General features: G+C 35.5%; 15 protein-coding genes and 3 pseudogenes. 4 read left to right on the top strand and 14 right to left on the bottom strand.

Features of this window, described 5'->3' with window-relative positions; translation table 11 throughout:
* Positions 1–20: 20 nt before the first annotated feature.
* From OPR42_RS08420 to OPR42_RS08450, 7 genes and pseudogenes are all read right to left on the bottom strand, one after another.
* Entirely contained in the window at positions 21–575 is a 555-nt protein-coding gene (locus OPR42_RS08420) for a hypothetical protein (RefSeq protein ID WP_265041519.1), read from the bottom strand.
* A gap of 22 nt (positions 576–597) precedes the next feature.
* Positions 598–1,971: a hypothetical protein gene (locus OPR42_RS08425; protein ID WP_265041518.1), complete on the bottom strand. Its 1,374-nt coding sequence runs from the start codon at positions 1,969–1,971 to the stop codon at positions 598–600.
* Positions 1,968–2,162, bottom strand: a complete 195-nt coding sequence (locus tag OPR42_RS08430) for a hypothetical protein (protein WP_264337301.1) — start codon at positions 2,160–2,162, stop codon at positions 1,968–1,970. Before OPR42_RS08430 ends, OPR42_RS08425 begins: the two co-directional genes overlap by 4 nt.
* Positions 2,163–2,166: 4 nt before the next feature.
* Entirely contained in the window at positions 2,167–3,348 is a 1,182-nt protein-coding gene (locus OPR42_RS08435; protein WP_265041515.1) for a hypothetical protein, read from the bottom strand.
* An 11-nt stretch (positions 3,349–3,359) separates the two neighbouring features.
* Positions 3,360–5,286: pseudogene (locus tag OPR42_RS08440) on the bottom strand (DUF4815 domain-containing protein).
* A gap of 16 nt (positions 5,287–5,302) precedes the next feature.
* Entirely contained in the window at positions 5,303–5,986 is a 684-nt protein-coding gene (locus OPR42_RS08445; protein WP_265042304.1) for a hypothetical protein, read from the bottom strand.
* Between the two features lie 21 nt (positions 5,987–6,007).
* On the bottom strand, positions 6,008–6,211 hold the full coding sequence (locus tag OPR42_RS08450) for a hypothetical protein (protein ID WP_265042306.1): 204 nt from the start codon (positions 6,209–6,211) through the stop codon (positions 6,008–6,010).
* Between the two features lie 425 nt (positions 6,212–6,636).
* Here OPR42_RS08450 and OPR42_RS08455 point away from each other — a divergent pair, with 425 nt between their 5' ends.
* Entirely contained in the window at positions 6,637–7,581 is a 945-nt protein-coding gene (locus tag OPR42_RS08455) for an IS110 family RNA-guided transposase (RefSeq protein ID WP_264336326.1), read from the top strand.
* A 246-nt stretch (positions 7,582–7,827) separates the two neighbouring features.
* Here the strand turns inward: OPR42_RS08455 and OPR42_RS08460 are convergent.
* The 7 genes and pseudogenes from OPR42_RS08460 to OPR42_RS08490 all read right to left on the bottom strand — a co-directional run.
* A pseudogene (locus tag OPR42_RS08460) lies at positions 7,828–8,742 on the bottom strand (phage portal protein); the annotation flags it as partial.
* Positions 8,742–8,966, bottom strand: coding sequence for a gpW family head-tail joining protein (locus tag OPR42_RS08465; RefSeq protein WP_187297528.1), 225 nt, complete (start codon positions 8,964–8,966; stop codon positions 8,742–8,744). The gene OPR42_RS08465 and the pseudogene OPR42_RS08460, both read right to left, overlap by 1 nt.
* Positions 8,967–8,979: 13 nt before the next feature.
* Complete coding sequence (locus tag OPR42_RS08470) at positions 8,980–10,323, bottom strand: IS110 family RNA-guided transposase (protein WP_262986668.1); 1,344 nt, start codon at positions 10,321–10,323, stop codon at positions 8,980–8,982.
* Positions 10,324–10,567: 244 nt separating this feature from the next.
* The gene (locus OPR42_RS08475; RefSeq protein WP_265041663.1) at positions 10,568–12,409 is read right to left on the bottom strand and encodes a phage terminase large subunit family protein; all 1,842 of its coding nucleotides are present in this window, start codon (positions 12,407–12,409) and stop codon (positions 10,568–10,570) included.
* Complete coding sequence (locus OPR42_RS08480) at positions 12,406–13,899, bottom strand: ankyrin repeat domain-containing protein (RefSeq protein WP_265041661.1); 1,494 nt, start codon at positions 13,897–13,899, stop codon at positions 12,406–12,408. Before OPR42_RS08480 ends, OPR42_RS08475 begins: the two co-directional genes overlap by 4 nt.
* Positions 13,900–13,906: 7 nt before the next feature.
* Positions 13,907–14,371, bottom strand: coding sequence for a hypothetical protein (locus OPR42_RS08485; RefSeq protein ID WP_265042308.1), 465 nt, complete (start codon positions 14,369–14,371; stop codon positions 13,907–13,909).
* A 135-nt stretch (positions 14,372–14,506) separates the two neighbouring features.
* Entirely contained in the window at positions 14,507–14,977 is a 471-nt protein-coding gene (locus OPR42_RS08490; protein ID WP_077188250.1) for a Holliday junction resolvase, read from the bottom strand.
* Positions 14,978–15,850: 873 nt separating this feature from the next.
* Here OPR42_RS08490 and OPR42_RS08495 point away from each other — a divergent pair.
* The 3 genes and pseudogenes from OPR42_RS08495 (at position 15,851) to OPR42_RS08505 (ending at position 17,990) form a co-directional block, all read left to right on the top strand.
* Positions 15,851–16,342 (top strand): sigma-70 family RNA polymerase sigma factor, encoded by a 492-nt coding sequence (locus OPR42_RS08495; RefSeq protein ID WP_265042080.1) that lies wholly within the window; start codon positions 15,851–15,853, stop codon positions 16,340–16,342.
* A gap of 51 nt (positions 16,343–16,393) precedes the next feature.
* Positions 16,394–16,648: pseudogene (locus tag OPR42_RS08500) on the top strand (AAA family ATPase); the annotation flags it as partial.
* Between the two features lie 64 nt (positions 16,649–16,712).
* On the top strand, positions 16,713–17,990 hold the full coding sequence (locus OPR42_RS08505; RefSeq protein WP_265041416.1) for an IS4 family transposase: 1,278 nt from the start codon (positions 16,713–16,715) through the stop codon (positions 17,988–17,990).
* Positions 17,991–18,100 lie beyond the last annotated feature (110 nt).

The raw sequence follows: 18,100 nt of genomic DNA on the forward strand, positions 1-18,100 counted from the left end.
CGCTGATTTTTGAAAAGAATTTAACTTTCTAGGTTTTGCATTTTTTGTCTACAATCATCTAGCAAAGTTTGCAGTTCTTCTTTACTTTTAGCTTCACTGATTTTCCTTTCAGCTATATCTACCAATTCTTCACATTTGATTATTGCTTTTACTGCTTTTTTTGCCTTTTCCTGAATCATTTCTGCCATCTCTACTACTGAAATTCCTCGTACTTTTGCTAAAGATTCTATAATTTCTACATCTTTTTCATCTTGGTCTGCTAGAATGCTTTTTGCTGCTTTTTCTTGTATTTGATACGATTTAGCTTTTTGGTGAGAATTTCCAGCGTATTCGTTAGTATAGTTATCATAATAAGCACGAAGATTAGAAAGTGCAGAAAACTTCGCATTTTGTAGTAACTCCAATTCAATATCTTCTTGACTCCGCTGAGCAATTTCTCCTCCTTCTGTTAACTGATAACTCTTTTGCCAGTCAAAATTCTTTGGCGCTTCATACCAATCATTTCCAATTGGCTTACTTTCAAGCGTTGTTGTTTCTACTTGTTTGTTATGTTCAAATCTAATATAAATTGGCATTGGTTTTCTCCGTTTTCTAGTATCAATTCCAAATTTTATGAGTGGCATCTAATCCTGGGCATTGCCAAGCTCTTAGCGTTCTCTCTACGTCCACCTCAAGTCCCGTGGTTAGAAAATTGCTGCGAAAATTATATATTCCCCACTGAATAAATTGACCATAGATTGTGCTATACGTGTGCTCACTTGCAAAGAACTCAGGTGTCTCACCAACTCTTTCACCTTCTGAGTGAAGATTAGATGACGTATAAAGTAACACTGCAACAGTTTTTCCTGCTGGAATGAGTATGTTACCTGATGCAATAAATTCAGGACTGTTAATTTCATGCTGGTAAATACGTGTCCAAGTAATTCTCGAAATCTCTGACTTCCTTGTATTAGTTTTATCAGGTGTACCTATAAATAATCCTGCTCCTCCATAATTAACTTCATCTTTATACCACATTGCAGATCCAACAAAGTTTAGAGTTTTACTTATATCTACATTGCTTGTGTTTTTTACGAATATTACTCCCAGTGCAGCATAAGGGTATTTCAGCATATTGAATTGCTCAGAAAATCCATCATACATAAATCTTGGGTATGATTCTCCATAGATAAATGTACCTTTGCTTCCCTCTAAAAAACTGAGTTGTCTTGGCCGATAAAAACTAACATAGCTTTCATATGTGTGAGTACCTGCTAGTAGTTGTAGCATATAGTCTGTTTTTGTTACATCACTACTCCACTGACCAAGCTCAGTTGTAAAAGTTCCGTGGCCAAAGTAATTATTTTTTCTACTTAGTACACCAAATAAAAAAGGTAATGCTCCAGGTTCAATCATATGACGATTTCTTACTTCTTTCATGATTGATGAGCCACTTGGTACATCATTAACAGTACGGAAGTTATTCACTAAACCTTTAAGACCATCTTTATGATCATTGCCAACACTGTTTATTGCTGCAATATTGGCATTCTTTCTCGTATCAAGTAGCGATAAATTTGTTGTTCCTTTTTCATCAATTCTCTTTAATAACTGCTTCTCTGATTCAGAGATCACTGCTAAAGAACTAGCTTTTTTATTATCCAGATCAGTTAAGTGTTTTTTTGCACTATCAAGAAGTTCTTTTAGCTTACCATCTGTCATCTGCACAATTTCAGAAACTGCACTTTTGTCGACTATTGATTCCAATGCTTTAGCAAGATATGCTAATTGATCTGGTGTACTGTTTTCTGCTAAATCCTTAAGTCTTTTTTGTAGTGCATCAATTATTCCTTTTACTTCAGTCATCTGCACAACGTTGGAAATAGCTTTTTTATCTGCTATCAATTCCAGAGATTTTGCAAGATATGCCAGTTGATCAGGTGTGCTGTTTGCTGCTAAATCCTTTATCCTTTGGTATATTGCTTCTTTCATTCCCAAAAATTTAAAAAAGTTTCAAATCTAAATCGTTTAAAATTATTTTTTAGTTGATTATGCTCATCTTCTCTTTCGGTAATATCTTCATCTATTTTTTCTATCGCTTTGCGAATACGTACTACATCTTCTACCGCAATATTCTCTGGGTGTGGCAAAGGATATCCTCGTTTGCTTTGGTCATTTGGCATTGATTCAAGTAATAATCACTCGCAAATTTTTGACTTTAGGACGATAGACAACCGTTCCACTTAAAACCAATTTTATCCTTGTCTCATTGCCATTAAAGTTTGTCAGTATGTGGACTCTCTCTACCCAATTTTCTCCAATTGGTTTTCCTGATGTTAAATTTACTAATTGCCAATCCACATTTTTTTGCACATATGCTTTTACATCTGCAGTGCCAGGTATTAGCGCATCATATGTTATGGTGATCTTGGTGTTAGCTCCTGCTGTAATGCTTCTTGTAACATAATCTCCTTTTTCCCCTATATTACCTATAACTAGCTGTAACCCAGGATATAGCACTGGACTTTTTTCTCGCCCTCCTTTTAGGCTTGCTTTTACCGTTAGCTCTCCAGATAATCTTTCACGCAGTGCGAGCGGCAAATTATCAGACAAAAAGTTTTCTCTTCCCTCTTCATCTGTTAAGATAAATTCTACATTGGTATCAAATGCTACTTTTTTGACGTTCGTCAAAACAATTAAATCTGATACATTATTTACAGTAACTTTGCCCAGATCAATAACGTGAGAACTTTCGCTAAATTTTGCAGCTAGTAATCGAAACGTTAAATCTAAATTCTGATGCGGTGTCCAGGTACTTGCATTGCTCGATGATAATAATACTCCTACTTGATATGGCTGACTTGTTACCCAACGGCTATTTACTGCATCATATTTGCCAAGTTCTGCTATCTTTACTGCAGTACCAGGATCATCAGTAAGCAGTACTATTGCATGCTCCTCTCCTGCATGGCAAAACACTGGTGACCAAGTTATACGTGTTGCCGTGCCATCTATCTTTATATCTTTTGGCTCAATATAACTTTCAGCAATGACAGTCTGCGAGGGCATTCCCACTGCTGTTTCTCTAATCTGCACAGCAACACGTTTTTTGCCGTTATTTACAAACCATAACTCTAGACCTCCTATGTGTCTGCTCTCATTTAAAGTAAATGTTTGCGCTAAAGGATCAACTCTTCTTGCTGCGATCACTCTTCTTCTTTCTTCTATAGTAATAGTTTTTTTACCAGTATAAGTTGCCTCTCCATAGCTTCCTTTATCCCCATAAAACTGTACTAATTTAGTACCTGCTGGAATGTTTGCTGGTACTTTCACCTTTCCCTTTAATTTTCCCTGGTTGTTAGCTTCCACTTTTTTTTCCTCTATGCCATAGGTATAATAGAAATGCCATCAAATTTTATTTCCTTAAGCTTTTCATCTGGCTCAAAACCTTCAATTTCAAAATTCTGTACTGCTTCTCTCATAAATTCAGTTTCGTATGAAGTACTTGACAGCAGCTCTGTCGTTTCTTTAGCATTAAATACTCTGGTTACTGGACTTTTCCAATTTGTTTTTACCTCCGTCCAGTGATCAATGTTTTTATTTAGAGTAACTTTTGCGGTTACTTTATCAAAAGCTTGATATGGATTAATTTTTTCACTTTTAGTCTGTAAAAGCTGTTCCAATACCGGCTCAAGTTCATACGGCAAAAGATATCTTTCCCCACCTTTTTCAATATCTGCAACTTCTACATCTATTGGCAGAACTAGCTCTCTATTTACTATTGCTGCAGACTGCGAAATTCCTTGATCACGCATATCATCATCAAAGAATGGGTCAACAAATACTCCTTTTTTGGTAGTAGGTTCTCTTGAATTTGCATCATTGCGTAGACGTTCCTCTGCAACCAGCGCATAAAGATCATTTATTCCTTTTTTCATTGCTTCAAGCTCATTCATCGGTACAGCATGAATAGCATTATTCACTATTTTTACCCCTTCTTTTTCTCCGTTTTTCCATGTCTGATGAATGTAGCAGAGCAAAAGTTGTCCAGAGGGCGCTTTAGGCATCGATGGTCTCCAAGGGTGAGCTATGCCTTTTATTCTTCTTACCACCCCTTTGCTATCGATAGTAATTAAATCATAGCGGGGCATTTTCCAGGTGTAATCAACCAGAACCAAGCTGTTATCAACTGCTCCTTTTACTTTACACCCCTCTTCACTTATATCTTCAGGGCTCACCTGAGTACGACAGCGATAAGTTATTTGATAACTACTCCCAGGTGCTGGTTCTTTGCCAGGTAATGACCAATCAACATTTCCTGCATTTAACTTATAGTCTATACTATTTTCATAAATAACATTGCCTTGTTTAATTTGAATAATTTCAAGTACCGCAGAGTCAGGTATTGGATCAACAGCTCCTGAGTATGAACCATGAGTAACAGTAATGGTTTTTTGAATAGTGATATCTACTTTTTTGATTTCACTGATTGGAAAATCATTAACTTTAAGTTCCATTACTCTTTGGCTGAAAAGTATGTGGTTCTGATTCAACTGATTTTATATCCGGATCTTCATCAAAAGAAACACGAATACTGTGAGGAAGTTCAATCTCATAGCCATCAACATGAGCTTTGCCCTCATTAATTACAAAAACTTGTTTTCCTCCTTCTCCCTCTTCCTTTTGCAGGAACATTACTTCAAGACCATTTACGACGTAGGAACCATTTGCCTCTTTGTCATAACGAGCAAGCGCAGTAGTTACTATGTTTGCTTGTGGAGGTGGTGAATGTTCTATTAATACTCCATTTTCAATGTTATAGATTAGATAAAACTCTCCTTCAGAAAAACGTGGAGAAAGACCTTCTGCTTGATAACCCCAAATGGTGGAAACTTTAAGTCTTGCAGCTCCTACTTCCTGATAGTTTCTTGTACCAACAGCAGGATCACGAAGGTTTTCATCCTCAAGTTCTGTAATGGTAGATTCTACATAATAAACACCTATGCGAACTATAGTACTCAGTGGAATAACAAACTCTTCTTTTTCGACTTTTCTAACCGCTCCACGAAGATAGATTTTTCCTGATTCAAGCGTAACTTTACCAGTTTCTCTATCTATAATACAATTGCTTCCTGTTATAACATCACCATCACGAAATATTGCATCGCCTATGCCTTTAAGCTTAGAGAGAGCATATTCCTGAGTCTCGTTTAGTTCTGCAGACTGTAGACCTCTTCCTGCAAGAAATAAGCTTTTTTCGTATTCTTTGTCAGGATTAAAGCGGTTATAATAGGCGTTTAAAGTCATTTTATGCTAGAAAAATTCAAAAAGTTACAACAAATGAAAAAGTTTCCCGGGTGGCAGCAGTTCTGATAAGCGGCACTGTATGCTCAAGGACCAATAAAATTCCAGGATCTTCTATATCTTGTGGTTCAAAATATCTCTGTCCTTCAGGTAATCCTTCTTTTATTTTAGTACCAACCATAACCCCTAATTCCCGTATAACTTGATTTGCTGCGTCCGTGAAATCGAAAGTAAATTTAAGATAGAGATTATTAGTTGGTACATTTGAGGGCCTAAACCTTCCAGAAGGGGTCAAAAGCTCTCCATTCTCATCACCTGTGCAGAAGAGCACTTCGTTCGCAGTACGTCTGCCAAGCTCATTGAGCAGTTTTTCAGAAGTTATCAGCTCTGGTGGTGTGCTTTCACTATATTCTACAGTAACTGCACTATTTGCCCTGATAGAGCTATTTTCCGTACGTTTTATTACGCCACTACTGCTATCAACTATATAATCTATACTTGGCTGATAAGTTGTTTGTCCTGTAAAAACCCTTACATCTTTAATAGTGTGGTGATCTAGAGCTATTTCACCCTCAACAAAAACTTTTTCGACCTGATGGCTACTTCCAGAGCTTGAATCACCTTTTCCCCAAGCAAGATGTATCGGTTGCTCTCTTATGCTCGCAGCAATAGCTGCTCTGCCTGATTGTGTGAGTACTGACATAGTTGATTTGTGCAGTTGATATTATGTATATACAAGATCCGTAGAAAAAACGTCCAATTTTTTTGCAATAATAGGATCAAAATCTTTCCAAGGGAGATTTAAGTGGCGATGTTCATGCCAAGTAACCATACCTAGATAGAATGCTGCTACGTAATTTTCTAGCTCATGAATGGGATCTTTCTGTTTTGAATCTGAATCATTTTTACAATCAACGTGATATTCCACTAAATTAGACTCTATTATTTTTTGATCAGTAAAATTCTTCGCTTCATAGTAATAAGTTATACTAAATCTCTCTAAAATTGGTGTACGTTGAAAATTCCAAATCTGCTCAGAAAGTTTATCTTCACTTAAGTGAAATGTATGCTCTATTTCTTTATAAGTAGTTGATGCAAAACAAGCATTGATATCCCCTAAATTCCAACTATTGTAAGTTAAAAATATGATATAAAGGAGATAAGAGGGAAGATAACCCTACTCACTATAGGAATAGAGTTATCACGGGCGTGTGCGACCGACCAACTGTTGGTATTATAACCGTTCGGATCAAGGTACACTAGCCCATCTCTCGATACGTTTGAATAGTTGCATGGGACATATGTATGCACCCGTTTACAATCTTAAATTAATTAAAACTAATCGAGGTTATTATGATTACATCTTATCAAAATTTTATTGGCATTGATATTGGAAAATTTAAAAATGTTGTTGCAGTTCACAAACAGAAGAACGCTGTCGAATTCGACAATGATACTGCTGGCTGGCAACAATTGTTTCAAGATTTTTCAAATATCTTACCTAATTCTTTAGTAACTCTGGAAAACACTGGAAAATATGAGCTTGGCTTAGCACATTTTCTTGTTGATAAAGATATTGCTGTACATCGAGCTAATACTCGCAAAGTAAAAAGCTTTGTTCTATCTCATGGAACTTTAGCAAAGTCTGATCAATCAGATGCAAGAGCCCTTGCTCAGTATGGGTTTGAACGCTATAGTACTCTATCTCTATTTGCACCTATGTCAAAAGAACAAACAACCTTAGTTGCACTTTGTCAACGTCGTGATGACATTACAAAAATGAGAGCTCAAGAGAAATCTAGGCTTGCAGCACCTGAAAACGACCATATAAAAGAAAGCTGTCAGAAAACTATTGAATTCTTTAATAGCCAGATAGATGAGCTCAACAATACCATACAAAAAATTATTGATGAGAATCCAGAGTTACAAAAGCGCCAAAAAATCCTTAAAACAGTTCCAGGAATAGGTGCAAAATTATCTCAAGATTTTCTGTGTCTAATGCCAGAACTTGGTTATGTAAGTAGGGGAGAAATTGCAAGTCTTGCTGGAGTTGCACCTCATCCGAAAGAAAGTGGTAAAACTATTGGTTATCGCAGAATAAGTGGTGGCAGAAGCAACGTTCGTGAAAAGCTTTTTACAGCTGCGATGTCTGCTTCAAGGTCTAAGTCTGCGCTTGGTGCCTTCTATTCAAGGCTTGTTGGTAAAGGTAAAAAGAAGATGGTGGCTATGACAGCTCTAATGCGTAAAATCATAGTAATTGCCAATGCGAGGCTTAAAGAAGCAGTCAATGTGAATTAAAAAAATCTGCATAGAAAATAGGTTAACGAATATGTGGATAAATACGTCTACACACATTTAAAGTATTTATACACATATTCGTTAACCATAAGATCTAAGCAGTAACTGTTGTTTGATACAAAATTTTTCTATGATTAAGTTAGGGTTTTTATTGTCAAAAATGCACTTTTTACTCGAATAAAAAACAAAATTACAAACAAAAGTTGTAATGAAACTAAATTCAAAAAATTTTAAAAAACATAGTTGATCCGATGGTTCTGAAAATTTTATATCTTCTCCTGGGTCTAAAAGCTGCATTGTTCCAGGCTCTAAACCAGATAGTGCTACTCCTTGCTCATTACTTTCACCTTCTCCTAAAATATTTGCTTCTGGATCGAGTCTCGTAATAAATCCTGCAAACATCGCCGCTGTCTTTTTTCTCACTAGCTCTGCATCATCGTATTGATCAAGCTCATAGAGCTTTAGCAGTATATTAGAAAGCCATGGCTCTCCCCTAATTTGCCCAGGTCTTAGTGGTCTATAGATATGTAAAACATCGTTTGCTGGTACTCTTACTGATTCTCCAAACGTACTTTCACCAGGGTGTTCTTTAAATAGGTAGTATGCTTCCCTTTGCCCAAGTCTATTGAACTCAATCCCGTTTCTTATTACATTACCATTTGCTAAAGTTTGATTTGTTTTATTATCTAAGTGTTCAGATTCAAGCACTTGTAATTGCAACGGTACACACAGACCATCTCCAGGTTTTCTTGTTCTTAACCGTATGAAACATTCCCCGCCTTCTATCATGCTCCTACAAACCAGTGCTTGCAGTCCATAAAAATCATTTACTCCACTACTGTCTGCTTCATCTGTCCATCTCAGCCATAACTCTTGCACTCTTTTCCGAAACTCTGGATCTTTAGCTTTTGATTGTGGTTTTATTCCTGTTCCAATAGAGTTACTTACTATCGTATCAATTATATTTGCAGCGTAAGGATTTTTTCTCACCATATCACGTGATCTACTACGTAAAGTTTCAAGGCTTTGAGACAGCAAATTGTTTATACTTCCTAACTCTGGTTGAAAGTGAAAAAATCTTCTTCCTGATCCTGCTGCATCCCAGGCTGAGCTTTTGATTTTTGGCTTGCTAAATAGTTGTTTGAATGATTTTAGTAACATTACAAAACTCCCTTGTTAGTAGCAAAAATAATTTTCCTCTTCGGCTTCATTCCAACAATCTTTAGTTCAGCCTTAATACGTTGTCTTAAGCTTAGTAAATCATTTATATCTACTTCTGCATATCTCACCACATGGTCACCATATGCAATTGATACCACTCGCTCTCCGTTTTGCAGCTTCTTTATCGCTTCTTCAATTTGAACTAAATACTCTTCGTTATACATTTACTACTTGCTTCTAAGAAACTTCCCCTATCAGCTCATCTTTTTTTATCAGGATATAACCAAATTCATTGGCTTTTTTACCCAGATTCTTTACTACTCTTTCCTTATATAACTTTTCATAATAATCCATTCCTTTTTCTACATATTCTTGTCCACATTTCAGCATTTGATAAAAAATACATGCTAATTTTCTTGCTGTAGCAGTTATTGCTTTTGGTGCTCCCAATCGATTTTTCAATCTTCTACAGTACGCACCTAATGCACTTTTACTGTGCAACATAGAATAACCAGCAAGTCGAAAAGCATTTGCAGCACGGTTAATTACTTTACGAGTTCCACTTCTAATCACTCTTTCTCCTGTAATCCTATTAAATGGACATAATCCCAACCAAGAAGTAAAATGTTTTTCTGATGGCCATTTATTAGCATTAAGACCAACTTCTGAGAGGATGGTCTGTATATTTGATGTATTAAGCCCTGGAACTTTGGTGAAATCCATGCCAGTTATTCGATACAATTCTTCGTGTGCAGCAAAGTTTGGTTTGTTTCCTGCAGACCTCTTTACTTTACTGCATTGCTTATTTTCATTTGATCTTGTTTCAAGTGTTTTATAATAGTTTTCCATACTTTTATCACATTCTTTTATTTGCTCTTGAAAAAAAGTATATGCTTCGTATTCTTGCTTTAATGTAAACAAATGCTCTTCTCTATAGTCACCTGTTAGTGCTTTTGCTATGGTTGATCTGTCATTTTTTATTCGTCTATCACTCAATTCAGCCAATCTATTAGAGTTTCTTTCACCCGCAATTATTGCTTTAATGATTCGCATACCAGTTACACCTGTAATATCACTAATAACCTTGTGTAATTGAATGTTCATTTGAATTAATGCTTTTTGCATACGTTGAGTGTGTACAGCTGCACTTTTTATCAGGTTGTCATGTTGTCTATTATAACCACGTAGTACACAAATTTGGTTATCAGGCCTAAATGATCCTTGAAGTAACCCATAGCTATGTAATTGCTGTAACCACTGGCAATCTTGAACGTCTGATTTTCTTCCAGGTACATTTTTTACATGTCGTGCATTTACCAGTTTAACTTCGAATCCATATGATTCAAGTATTTGAAACAAAGGAATCCAATATACTCCTGTTGATTCCATGGCTATCGTTCTAACTTCACACTTTTTCAACCACTTTGCTAGGTTATGAAGATCTACTGTAAAGCACCCAAATTTTTGAACGCGTTGTTTATCTCTCCCTTCTGGTACGCATGCATAATGTACAGATGAACCAATATCAATCCCTGCTGCATTAGGATTCACTACTTCTAATTTACTTTTTGCTTTTGCCATATAAAATCCCTTATATATACCTTATAATGAAGAAGTGCTTTAGCTTGGGGAGGTTATATTACACAATCTTCTAAACGAGGTAGCTAAGAAGCTCCATCAATGGTTTGACCGTCCCTTCCAAAATCATACTGATCCACGGGCATTTATTGCACCATTGCGAACTCGATTATAACTGCAGAAGCACTTCTTCATAAAATTATATCCAAAAATTACTGCAATGTGCATTAGGACGTTTCTTTCTGGTTTAACAGATTTTGTCTGTTCCGGTGCTGATCCACTTACTTTTCACTATTTTCTTTGATTTTTTACTTTCTGGTTTTTCACTTAAACTATTCCATTTACTCTCTGGCCATCTGTCTACTCCCAGTGCTATTGATGCTGCTCTTGCGTAAATTCGGCAATCTAATACTTCATTTCTTTCTCTTACCTTTTGCCACTCTTGTTTGGTGTATCCTTTTACTACTTTGCTGACTAATTGCTCTGCCGTTAGCTGCTTAAAATATTCAGGTGCATACTCCGGAAAATGACAATATCCTGCTGGCACTTTCTCTTCTTCTTTCAAAATATTAAGTAATTGAAAAAGCTCTGACTTTAATATCGATACTCCTACTGGCCATAGCTTTATTCCTCTTTTTAGCTTTTGACCACCAACTGTTATATCTACTCTACTTGGGCTGCTAAGTGGTACTAGGGCTTTATTTACACCTTTCACTGCCATTACTCTTCCAGATCCTTGATGACCTCTTACCCAGTTGTATACTTCTTGTGTTGCATATCCTGCATCAACTGCCATCATGCTTATCATGTACTCAAGCCCATTTTCACCAATAAAATGATGATTTAAGAGCTCAGAGAGTTTTCCCCATACTTCTCCACCCCCAGTATCTCCTTCAAATACTCGGTAGTCTATTGACCAACTTTCACGGCTTTTTCCCCAGGCTACAACTTCTACTTCTAAGCGGTCTTTTTGGACATCAACACCTGCAGTAAGTACCACTTCTCCTTTTGGTACTGTGCCTATGGGAAAAAATTCTCTTCTGTTAAATAATTGCTTCCAGTCTGGTACTTCTCCTTTATCTACCCAAGTTTCTCCTAAAGTGGTATTTATCCAAACTTTTAGTAATTGTTCACTTTCTTTTGCATGGAGAAAGTCCTCTACTGCTTGTTGCCAACTATACCAGCCAACTGGACTATAAAGACTTGAAAGATGAAATCCTTTTTTCTCACCTTTTACTCTATTAGTAGGTCTCCATTCTCCACGGTCTAGCATCTCTGTCTTTTGATGATTTTCTATCTTTTCACCACATTCTATACATATATAGTGTGCTGTATTTGGATTTTTATCTTCCCATTTTATTTGTGACCATTTTAATATTTGGTAATAATTACAATACGGACAGGGAACAAAAAAGTACTGCTTATCTGTTGCTTCAAATTCTTTCTCAATTCTGCTTATTCCATGAATCGTTGGTGTTGATACTAAAAAAATCTTTCGCCGTGCAAATGTATTAGTACGGGCTATGCTGAGTAAAACTGGATCTCCTTCACCTCCTGAATCTCCTGGATAAGCATCTATTTCATCAAGAAAGAGGTATTTTACTGGCATAGACCTGAGACCCACACTACTGTTTGCTCCGGTTATTACTACTATTCCACCTGGAAATTCCTTACTTTGTACAGTATTTCCTGAATCTCTTGACCTTGGGTCTTTTACTTTACTTTTTAAACATGGTGTACTCTCTATTAACGGCGCAAATCTTCCTTTTGACCAACGTTTTCCCATTTCAACTGTTGGCTGTACTACCAGCATTGGACCTGGTGTTTGATCGATGATATAGCCTATCCAATTGTTACCAGCTTCTGTTCCCCCAATCTGCGCTCCCTTCATGAATACTACTTTTTCAGCCTGTGAAGAAGGAGATAGTGAATCCATGATTTCTTTTAAATAAGGAGTTCTTTCCGTTCTCCATTTTCCTGGCTCTGATGCTGCAGTTGCTGCTAAAACTCGATACTCATTCGCCCACTCTGATACTTTAAGCTCTGGATCTGGTTTTAAACCTTCAGAAAAAGATGTGGCGTATATCATTGTCTGCATCTACTCATAATTGGTTCTATCTCAATATTGTTAACAGTAGAGTTTATTCCTCCACACTCCTCCAATTCCATAAACATCTTTTTCTGAAATTCGTTTTCTATATATCTTTTGCTCATCTCACTTACCATTATTGCTATAACAAGCGCAAATACCCCTGTTATTGTTGCAAAAATGATTGCACTGCTTATTGTTGCTGCTGTTAAACCTATATATGCTGCCATTGCTACTGCGCTAACTGTAATACAGATGCAGATAATATTATTATGTTTTTTCATCCTTTTATCTGCTATTTCTCTCTGTGCTATATATTTATTATGAAGGGTTGGAAAATTAACAACGGTATCTCTGCAGAGTAACGCTCCATTTTTTTCATTAAATAAAACTTTAAGTAATTCTAAATTATTTGACTTGATTGCTAAATGCAAAACAGGTTTATAATTTGCTCCTTTTTTCAGCAATAACTTTACTACATGTAAATGCTCTTTTTCCGCAGCAAGGTAAATCGGTGATAAACCTTTATTATTTACAATATCAATATCGATTTCTTCCTTTAAAATTGCATCTACAAGCTCAATTTCTCCCGTTTGTACAGCTAAATGGAGTAGACTATTCTTTTCAGAACCGTACTTATTACTCATCAAAGCCTTCTTTATCTCAGGTTTAGCGTAATCAAATGGTGTCTTGCCCCTATCGTCTTTTACCAGAGGGTCTATATCTTCTCGCGTTAGTAAGACCTCTATTGTTTTAAGTCTTTCAGCGTAATGTAGAGGTGTTTTATTTTCGTAGTCTTGTAGATTCACTTGAGCATTAGGCTCCTTTATTAAGCATTTGAGGATATCCAAACACAAATCCCTTTCATCGTAATTAGTATTACTTACAGCTATATGAATAGGTGATAATTTCATCGAGTTTTGTCCTACACGTGCGCTATTTACATCTGCTCCTAGCTCCAGTAATAACTTTACTATCTCTAATTTTTTGTTGTTAACTGCATAGTGCATCGGTGTCTGATTTCGTGCATCAAAAACCTCGATTTCAGCATTTCCTTCTCTTACTAAAATCTTTACAACTTCTACATGTCCAATACCAGCTGCCAAATGTAATGGTGTATGAAATATTGCATTGCGCGAATTAATATCAATGCCTCTATTTATTAGGTACCTTACAGCATTTACCTCACCCACCATTGCAGCTAAATGAAGTAAGCTATCTTGTTCTGATCCGTATTTATTATTAATTAGCGCTTTTAATATTTCTGCTTTTTTCCCTTCTTTGGCGTAATCAAGAGATGTTTTACCATCATTATCTTCCACAAAAGGATTAATATTCTTTTTCGTAAGCAGCAGATCCACCATGCTTAATTCGTCAAATTCTATAGCGCAATGTAGTGGTGTCTTTCCATTTAATCCTCTAACATTAACATCTAATCCAGGTTGATTAATGAGACACTTTATTAATTCTAAACTTAAGTGAGCAGACATTTTATATTTAAAATTTAGTGTTAGATAATTCTTCAAGTGAGTTTGTAATCTCTTCAGTTAGCGCCATATGAATCTTTTCAGTGTCACTCAGTGATGCAAGTAGTGCTGAAACTCTATTTGGAATATTAAGCAGATTATTACGTACAACTCTTGCTACATTAAATGCTTCAGTTTTTACCTCTTCAATTGACACAAATTTGCCTACTTCAGCTTTCACTTTAGCTTCCAAAAGTTTACCACGCTCCGTTTCATTTTTTATTCTCGTTTTTAGCAATATCGTTGAAAGTTTTTCCCCTCGCTCTTTTCTCCTAAGTGGTTGACTTGGATCTCTTATTGCTGCCACCGCTTCATTTGCTTGTTCTCGGTCAATAAGTCCGTCTTCCAGCTCAACTATTCCTTTCTTTGCCAAAGAACAGACATATTGCCTCGAAAACCCTTTTTCTCTTGCCCATTCTGCTTGCGTAATTCTCACCTTTTTTTTCTCCTTATTTTAGCACTGCTCAGCTATAATTTCGTAAGTAGTTAACATTTGAAATATGTCTAACGCTAAAGAAGGCCCGAGGTCGGGACCACCAAACCCGCCAGCCTGGCCAAAAGGACCCACTTTTTATGATATTTTCAACGTATTGAAATCTTTACTAAAATTCATAACATAGAACATTAATGCTAAAGAATCTGCTTCATTATCATCTGTTGGACAAAAACCCTTTTCCTGCACTGCTTCAATTACATCAGCTTTACTTGCATTGCCCTTGCCAGTTATAAAACGTTTAATAGTCTTAACCGAAACACCTTGATAGGGAATATTACTTTCTTCACACCAAGCAGAAAGGTGTGCTAAAAACCCTCCATAGATATGTGCAGCATCAGTTCCCAAGTGTCTTCTCACTTCTTCAAAGTATACAACTTCAATGCCTGGAAATTTATACTTAAGTGAATTAAGCCAATTACGAAAATTTAAAAACTGCATTCCACCACCACTAAACCTGCTAACATGAAAACTCTTACTTCCACTTTGCACTATTCCATCATTTAAAATAGTCCAGCCGGTTTGTTTGCCAAGATCTAGGGTGAGCATTTCCTTTCAATTGCCGAGTACATATATATACAAGATTTGAAAAAATTACGTCCAAAAAATCTTTAATTTTCGAAATTTAACAACTAACATAAAAACTCTTTTACAGCCAGTTTGTTTACCAAGCCTTTCAATTGTTGTGTACATATATATACAAGATTTGAAAAATTTTCGTCCAAAAAATCTTCAAATTTTTAGGAATTTTTTTTATAATTCTTGAATTTGAAGACCTTTCAAACGGGTTTCTCTACTTTTAGAGGTTTTTATTATTCTACTCTTATATTTTATATGTTTTTATATATGTGTATATTTTTATATATGTATTATATATATATATTATATATAAGGGTTTCAGGAAGCTAGAATCCTCCATATTGGCGGACTTCAGATATGCCGTTCCTAGGAACGGTTTTAGGAACGCATGGTGAAAACCTGCCATACAGGCTAATTCTAGATTCCTGCTTCCTAATTCCTGATTTAGGAAGCCAGTAATTAGGAACGGAACTTAAGGTTATAGAGAGCATACTTTTCAACTATTTTCCTCTTAAAAATTTAAGCTATTCTTTTAATAGCGAAATCCACATTTTTAGCTCTTTAGGTGATATTGAATTTCAAAATATGAAATTCTTATATGTTTTTAATATAACTTTAGGAAGCCTGAGCTACCCATTCTTAAAAATATTGAAATCCATTCAAAATAGGTTCCAAAAACCTGAACTGTATTATTTTAAATTGCATCAGTATTATTCTCAAAAAAAAACAATAGAATATCAATAGATTAAAAATTGCATCAGTATTATTTATTTTTGCTCCTGTCCTACATAAGGGCATTAATAACTTCCATCCTTAAAGCATTAATTTGTTTTAGGGAAAACCATGAAATTAAAAAATATAGCTATAATTGTTAAAAACGTAAAATACCAAGCCTATAGACTAAAACTTGCCAAGTGCTTTATTGATGAGAATAACGAAGACCTTGAGCAAGAACTCTTCTGTGAAATTTGGCCATGCCTTGATCAGTATGATGAAGATAAAAGTAGCTTTAACACTTTTGTAGCAAGACTAACTGAAAATAAAGCTATTAACATGTTAAAGAAACAGCAATGTGCAAAACGTAATATCAATAACTATATTAGCATTGATGTAACAGATCTATTTGAGGGTGAAATAACAAAACGCATTGATGTAGACTATATGATCTCGGTTTTACCAAAGGAATGGCAAAATATATGTGAGCAACTTAAATTTTTCAACTTACATGAAGTTGCCAAAATGAACAACGTTTCAAGAACCACTTTAAACAATATTATCAAGAAGATACGTGCCAAACTTTCTCCTATTTACTACGAAGGCAAAAAGAAAAATTGAACAAAATTTTTGCCTTTCTTGTATATATATACATCGTAGCATGGATAAATAATGGTTCTTAAAATTTTGAATAATAATGAAAGATTGCAAACAATATCAACTGTAAAAATGGTCATCTTTGGTCCTTATGGTATTGGTAAAACAAGTCTCCTAAAGACCATAGATGAACCAACACTTTGTCTTGATTTTGAAGCAGGGCTTCTTGCTGTTCAGGATTGGAAAGGAGATTCAACTGAGATTCGCACTTGGAATGAGGCCAGAGACATTGCCACTGCCATTAAGTTAAGGAAAAGTGATGAACTGTATTATAAAATCAGGTAAGATTCACAAATTAAAAGAAGTAATGACATGAGTAAAAAAAAGAATAATCATGTTTATAAAAAATAAATTGATGAGTTTAAACTTTATAAACGCACACAGAGCATCCTCAAAAGACTTCTCACGAAAAAGAAAGCTGCCCTTCGTTAATGTATTTCTCCTGATTTTTAGAAAGAGTGTAAAGTCATTACAAGTGATGCTTAATGAGTTTGTTCTGCATACAAGAAAAGATTATACAATTACGGCAAGTGCATTTACTCAAGCAAGAAAGAAGCTAAAACATACTGCGTTTTCAGAGTTAAATGATGATATAGTTTCCCTATACTACCAAGATCAGGAATTTAAAACCCACCATGGCTTCAGAGTACTTGCATTTGATGCTTCAATACTGATTCTGCCAAAGAGCGACAAAATAATAGGTGAGTTTGGCTCAAGAGCAGTATGGAATGGAATCCAGAGATTTGAAGACTATACAAGTGCAACCTTTGAAGTTTGCTACGATGTGCTAAATAATATTGCAATAAAATCTGTGCTAAGTAGAGGTGACAGCTATGAGGTTGATTTAGCAATCGGTATGCTTGAATCCATAAAATCAGACGATTTGTTAATCTGTGATAGAGGATACGTATCTTATCGATTTCTTGCTGAGCTTACAGGAAGGAAAATCAATTATATAATTCGCTGTTCAAGTTCGTCTTTCAATGAAATAAACACTATGTTTAAGCCGGAAAGCCCATCTAGTACGGTGGTAGTGTCTACCGCACCTATTAAAGTAGCAAGACAGCTACGAAAGCTAGGATTACCTGATGAGATGAAATTCAGGTTAGTCAAAATAATACTTTCTTCTGGCGAAGTTGAAGTGTTAGTAACATCTCTGTTAGATGAGAAACGTTTTACAGTTGAAGAGTTTGAGAGATTATATTACTTGCGCTGGGGAGTAGAAACATTTTTTTCTAGGCTGAAGGGAAGATTAAATTTAGAGAATTTCACAGGAAAAAGTATTGAAACTATCAAGCAGGATTTTTGGTCAACTATCTTCATCAGTAATCTAGAAAGTATCATGATAGAAGATGATGAAGAGACATTGAGCTCACAGAATAGTAAACTAAAAAAAAGCATCAATAAATCTGTCTCATTTAATGCGATTAAAAACTTAGCCTTTGATATTTTTTCTACAGAGTCAGACATAGACTGCATTATGTATCGACTATCACAGTTATTTTTGATGAACACTTTAGTGGTGAGAAAAGGGAGAAGAGTTGATCGTCATAAGATATCTGATATTCGTTCACTCAACTACCAGAAAAGAGCTAGAAAACATGTGTTTTAAATTCAAGATATCTTTTCAGTATCATTGCATTAGTACATTCTTTGCAAAATAACCTGCAATTATTACTTTTTTAAATAACTTGCACTTTTCAGACTCCCTTTTCTTAAAAA

The sequence above is a fragment of the Wolbachia endosymbiont (group B) of Melanostoma mellinum genome (assembly GCF_947251465.1).
GTDB lineage: Bacteria > Pseudomonadota > Alphaproteobacteria > Rickettsiales > Anaplasmataceae > Wolbachia.

Excerpts from the sequence above, each read along its gene's own strand:
- OPR42_RS08465 (WP_187297528.1), bottom strand. The coding sequence starts at position 8,966 with ATGTATAACGAAGAGTATTTAGTTCAAATTGAAGAAGCGATAAAGAAG.
- OPR42_RS08505 (WP_265041416.1), top strand. The coding sequence starts at position 16,713 with ATGTTTATAAAAAATAAATTGATGAGTTTAAACTTTATAAACGCACAC.
- OPR42_RS08445 (WP_265042304.1), bottom strand. The coding sequence starts at position 5,986 with ATGTCAGTACTCACACAATCAGGCAGAGCAGCTATTGCTGCGAGCATA.
- OPR42_RS08475 (WP_265041663.1), bottom strand. The coding sequence starts at position 12,409 with ATGATATACGCCACATCTTTTTCTGAAGGTTTAAAACCAGATCCAGAG.
- OPR42_RS08490 (WP_077188250.1), bottom strand. The coding sequence starts at position 14,977 with ATGCTCACCCTAGATCTTGGCAAACAAACCGGCTGGACTATTTTAAAT.
- OPR42_RS08480 (WP_265041661.1), bottom strand. The coding sequence starts at position 13,899 with ATGTCTGCTCACTTAAGTTTAGAATTAATAAAGTGTCTCATTAATCAA.
- OPR42_RS08425 (WP_265041518.1), bottom strand. The coding sequence starts at position 1,971 with ATGAAAGAAGCAATATACCAAAGGATAAAGGATTTAGCAGCAAACAGC.
- OPR42_RS08430 (WP_264337301.1), bottom strand. The coding sequence starts at position 2,162 with ATGCCAAATGACCAAAGCAAACGAGGATATCCTTTGCCACACCCAGAG.
- OPR42_RS08420 (WP_265041519.1), bottom strand. The coding sequence starts at position 575 with ATGCCAATTTATATTAGATTTGAACATAACAAACAAGTAGAAACAACA.
- OPR42_RS08495 (WP_265042080.1), top strand. The coding sequence starts at position 15,851 with ATGAAATTAAAAAATATAGCTATAATTGTTAAAAACGTAAAATACCAA.
- OPR42_RS08455 (WP_264336326.1), top strand. The coding sequence starts at position 6,637 with ATGATTACATCTTATCAAAATTTTATTGGCATTGATATTGGAAAATTT.
- OPR42_RS08470 (WP_262986668.1), bottom strand. The coding sequence starts at position 10,323 with ATGGCAAAAGCAAAAAGTAAATTAGAAGTAGTGAATCCTAATGCAGCA.